The 12828-nt window shown below is 48.7% G+C and carries 12 protein-coding genes; all 12 read left to right on the plus strand.

Translation table 11 applies throughout. From position 1 onward, the window contains the following. Positions 1-70: 70 nt before the first annotated feature. The 12 genes from BKD12_RS04705 to BKD12_RS04760 all read left to right on the plus strand — a co-directional run bounded on the left by BKD12_RS04705 (position 71) and on the right by BKD12_RS04760 (position 12783). A complete protein-coding gene (locus BKD12_RS04705; RefSeq protein WP_070088171.1) occupies positions 71-919 on the plus strand; it encodes a putative ABC transporter permease in 849 nt (282 codons plus the stop codon). Positions 920-1154: 235 nt separating this feature from the next. Then, positions 1155-2681 (plus strand): isopeptide-forming domain-containing fimbrial protein, encoded by a 1527-nt coding sequence (locus BKD12_RS04710; protein WP_070088172.1) that lies wholly within the window; start codon positions 1155-1157, stop codon positions 2679-2681. Positions 2682-2700: 19 nt separating this feature from the next. Continuing rightward, positions 2701-3975 carry a 3-isopropylmalate dehydratase large subunit gene (leuC, locus tag BKD12_RS04715; protein ID WP_070088173.1) on the plus strand — a complete coding sequence of 425 codons (1275 nt, stop codon included), beginning with the start codon at positions 2701-2703 and terminating at the stop codon, positions 3973-3975. After that, complete coding sequence (locus BKD12_RS04720; protein ID WP_070088174.1) at positions 3975-4472, plus strand: 3-isopropylmalate dehydratase small subunit; 498 nt, start codon at positions 3975-3977, stop codon at positions 4470-4472. The genes leuC and BKD12_RS04720 overlap by 1 nt, the downstream gene beginning before the upstream one ends. A gap of 15 nt (positions 4473-4487) precedes the next feature. Then, positions 4488-5774 carry a Na+/H+ antiporter NhaC family protein gene (locus BKD12_RS04725; protein WP_070088175.1) on the plus strand — a complete coding sequence of 429 codons (1287 nt, stop codon included), beginning with the start codon at positions 4488-4490 and terminating at the stop codon, positions 5772-5774. Between the two features lie 6 nt (positions 5775-5780). Continuing rightward, on the plus strand, positions 5781-7268 hold the full coding sequence (gene thrC, locus BKD12_RS04730) for a threonine synthase (RefSeq protein ID WP_070088176.1): 1488 nt from the start codon (positions 5781-5783) through the stop codon (positions 7266-7268). Between the two features lie 162 nt (positions 7269-7430). After that, on the plus strand, positions 7431-8753 hold the full coding sequence (locus tag BKD12_RS04735) for an MATE family efflux transporter (protein WP_070088177.1): 1323 nt from the start codon (positions 7431-7433) through the stop codon (positions 8751-8753). Between the two features lie 206 nt (positions 8754-8959). Then, on the plus strand, positions 8960-9439 hold the full coding sequence (ybaK, locus tag BKD12_RS04740; protein WP_070088178.1) for a Cys-tRNA(Pro) deacylase: 480 nt from the start codon (positions 8960-8962) through the stop codon (positions 9437-9439). Between the two features lie 15 nt (positions 9440-9454). Continuing rightward, a complete protein-coding gene (locus tag BKD12_RS04745; RefSeq protein WP_070088179.1) occupies positions 9455-10306 on the plus strand; it encodes a Cof-type HAD-IIB family hydrolase in 852 nt (283 codons plus the stop codon). Beyond that, on the plus strand, positions 10288-10962 hold the full coding sequence (locus BKD12_RS04750; protein WP_070088180.1) for a response regulator transcription factor: 675 nt from the start codon (positions 10288-10290) through the stop codon (positions 10960-10962). Before BKD12_RS04745 ends, BKD12_RS04750 begins: the two co-directional genes overlap by 19 nt. Before the next feature lie 83 nt (positions 10963-11045). After that, positions 11046-11960 (plus strand): ATP-binding cassette domain-containing protein, encoded by a 915-nt coding sequence (locus BKD12_RS04755; protein ID WP_070088181.1) that lies wholly within the window; start codon positions 11046-11048, stop codon positions 11958-11960. Further along, complete coding sequence (locus tag BKD12_RS04760) at positions 11953-12783, plus strand: ABC-2 transporter permease (protein WP_070088182.1); 831 nt, start codon at positions 11953-11955, stop codon at positions 12781-12783. The genes BKD12_RS04755 and BKD12_RS04760 overlap by 8 nt, the downstream gene beginning before the upstream one ends. Positions 12784-12828 lie beyond the last annotated feature (45 nt).

Consider the following 12828-nt stretch of genomic DNA (forward strand, 5'->3'; position numbering starts at 1 on the left):
CTAATTGACGGGGATATCAATGTGAAGTATACTCTAATTTACAAAACAAATAAGACAGGATGGAATCGGTATGAGGATTTACGAAGGACTCTTATATTTTTTTATATATGGGATACTGGGGTGGTGTGCGGAAGTTGCCTTTGCGGCGGTGAAGGAAAGAAGATTTGTAAACAGGGGATTCCTTAATGGGCCGATCTGCCCTATTTATGGTGTGGGTGTCGTGATGGTGGTGGTTTTTCTGGAGCCGTTTGAAGACCAGTGGCTGCTATTGTACCTTGCATCAGCTGTGCTGGTTACCCTGATTGAAGGGATGACGGGGTATGTGCTGGATAAACTGTTTCATCATAAATGGTGGGATTATTCAGAGCTTCCGCTTAACATCGGCGGATATGTGTGCCTGCTGTTCTCCGTGGTATGGGGAGTTGCCTGCGTGGTGATCGTGAAAGCAGTCCATCCGCTGGTAGGAGATCTGTGTGCATTGATACCCCTGGGGGCGGGGATCCTGATCCTCTCAGTCCTGAGCGCGGCTTTGGCGGCGGATCTTACCGTGACGGTCGGCGGAATCCTGCGGTGGAACCGGCAGCTGGACGCTATGGAGAAGATTGCGGCTGATCTCAGGGAACTGTCAGGGAAGATGGGAGAGAATATCTACGAAAATGTAATGGATACCATGGAACTGAGGGAAAAAGTAGACGCGGCAGTAGAAGAAAAAAGACAGCAGCTTGCGGAGCAAAGGCAGCTTCTGGCAGAGACGAAAGAGCAGGCGGCAGAGCTCAGAAGAAAGTACAAAGAGCTGGCGGAGCGTTCACTGCGGACAGGAAGACATATGCTGCGTGCATTTCCAAAGCTTCAGTCCAGACGCCACAAGGAAATTCTGGAACAGATCCGGGAAAGGATCAGAACAGAGGGCAGGCATTAGAGCCTGTGCCGGGGATAAATGGATTTCTGTATTGACAGAATACAGAAATCCATTTATGATATAGGTACTCGTCTAAGAAAATTCTAACAAAAATTCAATGGGGATTCCCCCACAGGAAATTTCATTCCGATTTTCCAAAGCGAGATCAAAATACAGGGACAGGAAAGGAGGACAGCGGGATTTTTGTCTGAACATGTATGCAAGCATAATTGATTTTTAAAGGAGATGAAAAATAATGACAAGAAAAAAAGAATATCGTAGTCTGCTGTTTGTGCTTCTGCCGCTGCTTTTGATCTTTTTGGCAGCAGGAGTGAAAGAAACTGTTACAGTAGAAGCGGCGGATGTTTCTCTGGTGCGAGGGGAGCGTGTGGAATATATCGGATATTCCACGCACTACTATTATGTAAATGGCAATCTGGCTTATTGCCTGGAGCCGGATATGGGATCGCCGGGAAATGGCACCTATCCGTCCGGAGAGATGAGTTCAGAGGAGCTTCTGGCAAAAGCTATGTATTATGTTTATGGAGGCCCTGGATTTGAAACTTATATCAAGCCGCAGCTGACCGGAGGATGGGATGCCCCGGACCGGTCTTACTGTCTGTCACACTGTATTTTGTCCTACATTTATGACGGATGTGATCCGAATAGTGACGGCTTTATAGGCTTGAACGAAGATATTAAGGGTGCGGTGATCACTTTCACGGAGCATATAAGAAATCTTCCGTCTGTTCCGCAGCAGGAACTTTCCCTGTCCCAGACGGCGCTTACCGCATATTTCAGCCCTGAAGAAAAGCGCCAGCGGACAGACATGATCACCTGCCAGGGAGATCCGGGCAATTCGGTGACGTTTCCGCTGGCCGAGGGCATGACACTGGTAAACGTGACAGAGCAGACGGAAAAACAGGGAAATGTCACCGTAAAGGGCGGAGACCAGTTTTATCTGGCGGCGGATGTGGCCTACAATAACGGCGGGAGCTGGGAGAGCGGCCCCATAAAAGCGTCTCTGACCCAGAGCTGGCGCACATTGATCGTGAAAACCGGCGGAGGAAGTCAGGACGTAGGTACAGGACAGCTGATCACGGTAGAGCCTTCAGAGGTGTCTTTACAGGTAAAATGGCTGGAGAGGCCGGAGCTTACGATCGAGAAGCAGGCGGATAAGACAGATAAAAAGTACCAGGTGGGAGACCTGATCACGTATACAACAGATGTGACCCAGAGGATCCAGAATGCAGTGGCGAAAAATGTGGTGATCACAGACACGATCCTGACAGAAGGGGTAAAGCTGCAGAAAAACTCAGTGGTCCTCCTGGATGCAGGACAAAATATCATCGAAAATGCAGTTATTCAGGTGACCGGTAATAGTTTTTCCATTCATGCCGGTGAATTTCTGCAGAGTGCAGACCTGGGCGAGAAATATACGGTGGAATATCAGGTAATGATTACGGACGAAGGATTGATCGGGAAAGAGATCGAAAACGAAGTAGTAGTCCGGGCGGATAATGCGGATGAGGAAAAGGACCGGGAGATTGTAGAGGTGCCTGAGCCAGAACCTGAGCCGGAACCCGAGCCCGAGCCGGAACCAGAACCTGAGCCTGAGCCGGAACCAGGGCCAAAGCCGCAGCCTGAAATTCAGGAGATGGCAGTGAAGGCGCCATCTGTCAAGACCGGAGATTCCCAGAACTTGACGCTTCTTGTGCTCTTCTTGATTCTTTCTTGCGCCTCTATATTTATCTGTGTTAAAATATCCAGTAAGACTAAGTAGAAAAGAGGAGGTTGTCGTAATGGGAATGACAATGACGCAGAAAATACTGGCAGCACATGCGGGTCTTGACCATGTGGAGGCAGGACAGCTGATCGAAGCGAAGTTAGACATCGTAATGGCAAATGATATCACCGGACCGATGGCACTGCCGATCATCAAGCAGATGTCCGATCATGTATTTGACAAAGATAAAGTCGTATTTGTCCCGGATCATTTTACTCCGAACAAGGATATCAAGTCCGCGGAGAACTCCAAGGCGATCCGTGAGTATGCAAAGGAGCAGGGACTTTCCTGGTATTTTGAGCAGGGAAAATCCGGGGTGGAGCATGCGATCCTTCCGGAGGCCGGAGTGGTTACGGCCGGAGAATGTATCATCGGTGCGGATTCCCACACCTGTACATACGGAGCGCTGGGAGCTTTTTCCACCGGTATGGGAACAACGGACGTGGCGACAGGTATGGCAACCGGAGAAATCTGGTTTAAGGTGCCAAGTGCGATCAAGTTCGTGCTGACCGGAAAGCCGGGAAAATATGTGAGCGGAAAGGATATTATCATCCATATCATCGGCCGTATCGGTGTAGATGGAGCGCTTTATAAATCCATGGAATTCACTGGTGACGGCATTGAGAATTTGTCCATGGACGACCGTTTTACCATGGCAAACATGGCGATCGAGGCAGGCGCTAAGAACGGCATTTTCCCGGTGGACGATGCTGCGCTGGCTTATATCAAAGAGCATTCCAGCAAACCTTATACGATCTATGAAGCAGATGAAGATGCTGTGTATGACGAAGTGATCACCATAGATCTCTCCGAGGTGCGCCCAACGGTTGCCTTCCCGCATCTGCCGGGCAATGCAAAGACCATTGACGAGGTGGAGGCGATGGAGCCTATTAAGATCGACCAGGTGGTGATCGGATCCTGTACCAATGGCCGGATGGAAGATATGCGGAAAGCGGCTGCCATCCTGAAAGGACATACGGTGCACCCGGATGTCCGAGTCATGGTTGTTCCCGCGACACAGAAGATTTATAAACAGTGTATTGCCGAAGGCCTTATGGATATCTTTGTGGATGCAGGCTGTGCGGTAAATACGCCAAGCTGCGGACCGTGCATGGGCGGACACATGGGCGTCATGGCGGCCGGAGAAAAATGTGTGTCCACAACAAACCGTAATTTTGTGGGACGGATGGGGCACGTTGATTCCCTGATCTATCTTGCTTCTCCTGAAGTGGCGGCGGCAAGTGCGATCGCAGGTTATATTGCAAATCCGGAGAAAGTAGGTGACAGATAATGAGGGCAGCAGGACATGTATTTAAATATGGTGACAACGTTGATACAGATGTGATTATTCCGGCCAGATATTTGAATTCTTTTGATGCAAAAGAACTGGCAAGCCATGCGATGGTAGATATTGATCCGGACTTTGTAAAAAAAGTTCAGCCGGGGGATATTATTGTGGCAAAAAAGAATTTCGGATGCGGGTCTTCCAGAGAACACGCACCGTTGTGTCTGAAGACAGCCGGTGTCAGCTGCATCATTGCAGATACTTTTGCGCGGATTTTTTACCGCAATGCCATTAACATCGGACTGCCGATCATTGAATGTCCGGAGGCGGCAGAAGGGATTGAAGCCGGAGATGAAGTTGAGGTTGATTTTGACAGCGGAAAGATTTATGACCGTACAAAGGGAACTGAATATCAGGGACAGGCATTTCCGGAATTTATGCAGAAGCTGATCGCTGCCGGAGGACTGGTTAATTATACAAATAGTAAGAAAAATAAGGGATAAGAGAGGACTGACTTTATGGGGGCTGAAAAAGGAAGTGCGGCGGCACTGCTGCCGATAGGTATTTTTCTGGTGATTTTTCTTGGATCAGGTATTGTCACCGGAGACTTTTATGCCATGCCGGCGATCGTCGCTTTCCTGATCGCTTTGCTGGCGGCATTTTTACAGCACAGAGAAATCGGATTCCAGGAGAAAATCGGAATCGTATCCAGAGGCGTGGGTGATGAAAATATCATTACGATGTGTCTGATATTTTTAAGTGCCGGGGCTTTCTCGGGTGCGGTCACAGCAGCCGGAGGCGTGGAGAGCACGGTTAACTTAGGTTTGTCTGTGATGCCGCCGCATGTAGCGGTGGCCGGCCTGTTTGTGATCGGATGCTTTATTTCTGTTTCTATGGGAACTTCTATGGGAACCATTGCGGCACTTGCGCCGATTGCGGCAGGGATCAGTGAAAAAACAGGATTTGCCATGTCGGTCTGTATTGCGGCTGTAGTCTGCGGGGCGATGTTTGGAGACAATCTCTCCATGATTTCGGATACGACCATTGCGGCAGTAAAGACGCAGGGGTGTGAGATGAAGGATAAATTCCGGGAAAATTTCCGGATCGTGCTTCCGGCAGCGCTGGTTACAGTCGTGCTGTTCTGGATCGTGACCAGAGACGGAAGCTATGAGATGACAGGAGCGCTGCCTTATAATGCGTGGCAGGTGCTTCCTTATGTACTGGTGCTGGTCGGCGCCCTGATCGGGATCAATGTGTTTGTGGTGCTGGTCACCGGAACTGTAACGTCCCTGGTTATTGGCGTGGCGACGGGAAGCCTGGCGGTGGGAGAAATGTTTTCTGCCGTAGGAGAGGGCGTGACCGGTATGTATGATATTACGGTAATCTCCATTGTGGTAGCAGGTATCGTATCTTTGGTGCGGGAATATGGAGGAATCCAGTTCATTTTGGGCCTGATCCGTAAGAGTATCCGCGGAAAGCGGGGAGCAGAAGCCGGAATTGCCGGCCTGGCGCTTCTGGTAGATCTTTGTACGGCAAACAATACGGTTGCCATCGTGATGGCCGGACCCATTGCAAAAGAGATCAGTGAGGAGTTTCAGGTGTTACCCAGACGGTCAGCGTCTTTGCTGGATATTTTTACATCCGTGGGGCAGGGACTGATTCCGTACGGCGCCCAGTTATTATCGGCGGCCAGTCTGACCGGATTAACGCCGTTTGAGATTATACCGCATCTATACTATCCTGTTTTGATGGCAGTCAGTGCGGTTTTGTTTATCATATTTAGGAAAAGCAGAATAGAAGGGTGAAAGAAGATGGATTTGTTTTATAAAAGTACAAGAAATTCCGATCTGAAAGTAACGGCTTCCCAGGCTGTTCTTACAGGCCTGGCACCGGATGGAGGGCTGTTTGTCCCATCCTGTATTCCCTGTCTGGATGTCCCGTTGGAGAAGCTGGGGGGAATGACTTATCAGGAGACGGCATTTGCCGTGATGAAGCTTTTTTTTACGGATTTTACAGAGGAAGAGTTGCGTTCTTGTGTTGCAAAGGCCTATGATGAGAAGTTTGATACGGAAGAGATTGCTCCGCTGGCAAAAGTGGATGATGTGTATTATCTGGAGCTGTTTCACGGGGCAACGATTGCATTCAAGGATATGGCGCTGTCCATTCTTCCGCATCTTATGACGACTTCGGCAAAGAAAAATCATGTGGAAAAGGAAATCGTGATTCTGGCTGCCACCTCCGGAGATACCGGTAAGGCGGCTATGGCTGGATTTGCGGACGTAGAAGGAACACGGATCATCGTTTTTTACCCTAAGAATGGTGTCAGCAGGGTGCAGGAGCTGCAGATGGTGACACAAAAGGGAAATAATGTGGATGTAGTAGCAATTCACGGCAATTTTGACCAGGCTCAAAGCGGTGTAAAAGCTATGTTTGAGGATCAGAAGCTGGCCGGCGAACTAGCTGAGAAAGGATATCAGTTTTCTTCCGCTAATTCTATTAATATCGGACGTCTGGTGCCGCAGATTGTATATTATGTCTATGCTTATGCAAAGCTTCTGGAGAACGAAGAAATCAGTCCGGGAGAGGAAATTAACGTGGTCGTTCCAACAGGAAACTTTGGGAATATCCTGGCGGCCTATTATGCAAAGCAGATGGGGATTCCTTTTGGAAAGTTGATCTGTGCATCCAATGAGAATAGAGTGCTGTATGATTTCTTCCAGACAGGCATTTATGATAAAAATCGGAAATTTATCCTGACCACGTCGCCATCCATGGATATCCTGATCTCCAGTAATCTGGAGCGGCTGCTTTACCTGGTTTCCGGAGAGGATGCGGCGAAGACCCGGGAGCTGATGGAACAGCTGAAGAAATCGGGAAGCTACCAGATTACGGAAGCTATGAAAGAACGGCTGGCAGACTTTGGCGCCGGTTTTGCAGATGAAGCAGAGACTGCGGAAAGTATTCGTGAGGTTTATGGAAGGACAGGATATGTGATGGACACGCATACAGCGGTTGCTGCACATGTATGTGAGAGTTACCGGGAACAGACCGGGGATGGGAGAAAATGTCTCATTGCATCCACAGCCAGCCCTTACAAATTTGCAAAGAGTGTCCTGACAGCGATTGATCCTGTATATGAGAAAGAAGAGGAATTGGATCTTTTGCAGAAGCTGCCCGGGATTTCAGGGCGGGTGACACCTCAGGCAATCCGTGACATTCTGGATGCTAAAGTTCTTCATGCAACAGAATGTGATGCGGATCAGATGAAAGAAACCGTAAAGAAAATTTTGAAGGTATAAACGAAGCATTGTTCAAAGTCTTGACAATGGGTGATGAAAGAAGTATGATATTTTTCGGAAAATGTGTCGTGGATTTTTCCGGATTTGATCGTCTTTTCGCCACACAGCTATCATTTGGGTAACTGTGTGGCTATTTTAATGTCCGGAAACCGGGGAGGAAATATGAACGAGAATTTTATGAAAGAAAAGCCGGTACTGCCGCTGATTTTATCCATGTCTCTGCCGATGGTCCTGTCTATGATGGTCAATTCTCTATACAATATCGTGGACAGTTTTTTCGTTGCACAGATCAGCGAAGATGCGATGACAGCCCTGTCTTTGGTGTATCCGGTTCAGAATTTTGTCAATGCCATCGGCATTGGTTTTGGAATCGGTATTAATGCAGTCATTGCTATCCATCTGGGAGCCGGAGACGAGAAAAAAGCTAATATGGCTACAACACAGGGTATGCTGCTGGCGCTGATCCATGCAGTGATACTGACAGTGGCGGGAATTGCGGTCATGCCCGGGTTCCTGCGGATGTTTACATCATCAGAAAAAGTAATCGATCTGGGAATCCGTTATTCTGTCATTGTTTTTCTGTTTACTTTTGCCATCGTTCTGGGAGTGGCCTTTGAAAAAGTTTTCCAGGCAGTCGGAGCCATGAAAGTAACTATGCTTAGCCTGATGTGTGGGTGTATCGCTAATATCATTTTGGATCCGGTTTTGATTTTTGGCCTGGGACCATTTCCTGCGATGGGAATCGAGGGGGCTGCGCTTGCAACGGGCCTCGGGCAGGTACTGACGCTGGTTATCTATATTGCCGTTTATCTGCGCTGGCCGATCCGTGTGAAAATCTGCCGGAAATATTGCAGGCCGGACAGGCGGATGATCGCCAGGCTGTATGCCATTGGCATTCCCGCTACTTTGAATCTGGCATTGCCGTCATTATTGATCTCGGCCTTGAACGCAATCCTGGCATCCTTTTCACAGATATATGTGCTGGTACTGGGGATTTATTATAAGCTGCAGACCTTTTTATATCTTCCGGCCAACGGATTTGTACAGGGAATGCGTCCGGTGATCGGATTTAATTATGGTGCGGGAGAACACAGGAGAGTGAAACAGATCTATCGGATTGTGCTGTGTATGAGCGGGCTGATCATGATATTCGGCACAATCATCTGCCTGGCTGTTCCGGAGAAGCTGATGGAATTGTTTACTCAAAATGAGGAAACGATCCGGGCGGGAGAAACGGCGCTTCGGATCATCAGCGCCGGGTTTATCATATCAGCAGTTTCTGTTACATCCTCCGGTGCGCTGGAGGGATTGGGGAAGGGTGTTCCGTCCTTGGTCATCTCATTATTCCGCTATGTGCTTGTCATCATTCCGGCAGCATACATTCTGAGCAGAATTTTCGGGGCTGTGGGCGTATGGCATGGATTCTGGATCGCAGAGCTGATCACGGCAGCAGTGGCATTTGCGGTATATCGGAAAGCCACCTAATTGGGGACGGGGGGTTTTGGAAAATCCCCCGTCCCCAATTAGGTTATCCACAAATTATCCCCCAAAGTTATCCCCGATCAGGGGATAACTTTGATGTGGCAGGATTGCCTGTCGTGGAGTATAATCTACGTTGTAGTATTTATTTTTAATATTTAAAAATGTTAGTTCTTTTGTTGTGAAAATAGAAAAGTGGCAAGGAGGGCATCATGGGTAAGAAGGAAGAAAAGACAAATGTAATGAGGATCCTGGATCAGAAGAAAATCCCTTACGGGAGCCATAACTATCTGGAGACCGGTGCGGTCAGCGGACTGGAGGTGGCTGCAGCTTTGGGAGAGGATCCGGACCGTGCATTTAAGACGCTGGTAACAGTGGGAAAGTCAAAGGAGCACTACGTATTTGTGGTGCCTGTCAGTAAGGAACTGAACCTGAAAAAGGCAGCTCAGTGTGTGGGGGAAAAAAGCATCGAGATGATCAAGTCTAAAGAGCTTCTTCCGCTGACAGGATATGTACACGGCGGATGTTCACCCATTGGTATGAAAAAGCAGTTTGTTACGACCATTGACCGGAGTGCCGAGCAGTTTGACAAAATTATGTTCAGTGCGGGAAAGATTGGCTATCAGGTGGAGGTGAGTCTGAAGGATCTGGGGAAAGTGATACGGTATCAGACAGCAGATATTGCAGAGTAGCAGGAGTAAAAAGATATGACGCAAGGGAAAAATATCCGTCTGCTGGCAGTGGATATGGATGGTACCTGCCTGAACAGCAGAAGCCAGATGACGGCAGAAACTATACGCGCGCTGGAAGCGGCGGCGAAGGCAGGAATCATTGTAGTGCCGACGACGGGACGGAGTTTGTCCTGTCTCCCGCACAGACTGGCGGGGAGACAGAATATCTACAGATATGTGATCAGCTCCAACGGGGCTTCGGTGGCAGACTGCAGAGAAAAGAAGGAATGGATGCAGACTTTGATTCCAAAGGAGCAGGCACTGCGCCTGGTCAGAGCCTGCAGCGGAAAATATGATAAGAAAAAAATCGGAAGTACTGCTCACATCCGGCATGAATATTATGTGGAAGGACGGCTGCTGTCGTTTTTTGGGCGCCTGGTTTTTGGAAAGGATGCCACGAAGCTCAGAACTGTAAGAAGCATGGAGGAGGTCTTTGAGAAAAGTCCATATGATGTGGAAGAGGTGCAGTTCTACTTTCTCTCTGCGGGCGGAAAAAAAAGGATACGGGAGATTTTGCAGGGGTTTCCGGAGTTATCCTGTGCTTATACGCCGATTTATGTAGAGATTTTTGCAAAAGAGGCATCAAAGGGGAAGGCGCTTGCCTTTTTGTCCGAAAGGCTTGGAATTGCAAAAGAAGAGGTGGCCTGTATCGGTGATGGAGAAAATGACAGTACAATGTTTGAGGCCGCGGGACTTCGTTTTGCTATGGGAAATGCAGTGCCGGAGCTGAAGGAGAAGGCAGATTTTATCCTGCCGGGAAATGACCGGGATGGAGCGGCCGAAGGGATATGGAGGATCCTTGGAGAGAAATGTATACGATTGCAGTGATAGATGATGACATTTTTATTGGTGATATGTTGGAGAAAGCCTTGTCAAAAGAAAGATATCAGGTCATTAGAGCCTATTCAGGTACGGAAGCCCTCCTTTTGCTGGAACGCCGGAGACCGGATCTTATACTGCTGGATCTGATGCTGCCGGGATTATCCGGAGAGCAGGTGATTGAGAAAATATCAGATATTCCGGTAATCGTGGTCAGTGCAAGGACGAGTGTGGACGACAAGGTAACCCTTCTGACCGGCGGCGCAGTGGACTATGTAACGAAACCCTTTGATATCCGGGAACTTATGGCGAGAATCAGCGCTCAGATCAGAGCTGCGGAAAATCAGAGGGAGAAGAGCCGGGAAGCAAAAATGCTTATTTTTGAAGAGATCCGTATGGATCTGGAGACAAGAGAGGTGTCTGTAGAAGGGAAACCGGTGCATCTGACACCTACAGAATTTGCGGTCTTAAAACAGCTGATGAGAAATCCGGAGCAAGTAGCGACAAAGTCCCGGATTCTGGACGCTATCAGCATGGACACGCCGGATTGTACAGAAGGATCGCTTAAAATTCATATTTCCAATATCCGGAAGAAATTAAAAAAACAGGACGGTCAGGATCATATTGAGGCGGTCTGGGGGATTGGTTTTAAAATGAAAAGGTAATATTAACTGTTTCTTTACTGTTCCCTTAACCGGTATCTTAACGTCTGCATGCTATCATTTCAGGTGAAAAGGAGGCAGCAAGTATGGAATATGTATTGACGACAAATAATCTGACAAAGAGATACCGGAACTTCCAGGCTTTGAGCGGACTGTCCATGCATGTGGAAAGGGGAGCTATTTATGGGGTTGTGGGAAGAAACGGAGCAGGGAAGACAACTCTGATCCGGCTGATCTGCGGACTTCAGAAGCCTACGGAGGGCAGCTATACTCTTTATGGAAGGAACAGTGAAAGAGATGACCTGAACGGGGTTCGCCGGAGAATGGGGGCGGTGGTAGAGACACCGTCCATATACGGACATCTGACGGCGGAGGATAATCTGAAAGAACAATACCGGATACTGGGAAAGCCCTCGTTCGATGGGATACCGGAACTTCTTGAGCTGGTAGGACTTTCCGGTACGGGAAAGAAAAAGGCGAAACACTTTTCGCTTGGAATGAAACAGAGGCTTGGCCTGGCGATCTCGCTTGCGGGGAATCCGGATTTTCTGGTGCTGGACGAACCCGTTAATGGACTGGATCCACAGGGGATCATTGAGATCCGGGAGCTAATCCTTAAGCTGAACCGGGAAAGAAGGATTACATTTCTGATTTCCAGCCATATTCTTGATGAACTGTCCAGACTGGCAACTCATTATGGCTTTATCGACAGCGGACATCTGGTAAAAGAAATCAGCAGAGAGGAGCTGGAAAAGTCATGCAGGAAATGTATGCATATGGAGGTATCAGATGTGCAGGCCCTGGTGAGGGTGTTGGATCAGAAATGTCTGGAATACAAGGTAGACTCAAAAAGCTGTGTGGATGTATTTGGATCCTTTGAGGTAACAGATCTGGTGCTTTCATTGGAAAAGGAAGGCTGCAAGGTATTCTCCATGGTAGAAAGGGACGAGAGTCTGGAAAGCTACTACATCAATCTGATGGGAGGTGAGAGCCATGCGTAAGCTTCTGAGAGCAAATTTTGCGAGACTCTGGAAGGACAAGGTGTTCTGGGGAGCGCTCGTAGTGCTGGCGTGCTATGGGGTGCTGGGCTGTATCAGCCAGTATCGGCTGGTGGAGGAAGGATATGATGTGACCGATCAGTATTCCCGGATATTCCTGAATGTATATCTGTTCAACAGCGTGGCTTTTGCGGCGTTTACCAACCTGTTTCTGGGCTGTGAATACAGCGACGGCACGATCCGGAACAAGTTGGTGACAGGTGCGTCCCGGATGCAGATCTATCTTTCAAACTATGTAACCTGTACCTGTGCGGGACTCCTGATGCAGACTGCCTATTCTCTGGTGGTCAGCGCTGTGGCGATTCCCATGTTTGGGATTGGGACGCCATATCTGGAGTCTATGGCCATATACTCAGGCATAGGAATTCTTCTGATCTGTTCGGAAACCGCTATCTATACGATGATATCCATGCTGTGTCAGAATAAGGCGGCAGCTGCGGTGTTCTGCCAGGTGGGAACCTTTATCCTGCTGTTTGCCGCGATGTATCTTCTCAGCAAGCTGTCTCAGCCGGAGATGATCCAGACGGCGGTTCAGGGGACGGATGGCGCTTATGCGGTAGAGATGACAAAAAATCCGTCTTATCTGTCGGGAGCGGTCAGGAAATGGTATCAGTTCTGGATGGATTTTCTGCCAACGGGGCAAGGCTTTACGATTGCCGGCGCAAATTCCGGGCATCCGGTATTTCTGGCGGCATACTCTATAGTAATCATGATAGTGTGTAATGTGGCGGGGATCCTGGGATTCCTGAGAAAGGATCTGAAATAGAAATCCAGAGAGCAGGAAAAAGGAGGGAGCGGCTTTGGTGTGGCT

This window comes from Merdimonas faecis, assembly GCF_001754075.1.
Classification (GTDB): domain Bacteria; phylum Bacillota; class Clostridia; order Lachnospirales; family Lachnospiraceae; genus Merdimonas; species Merdimonas faecis.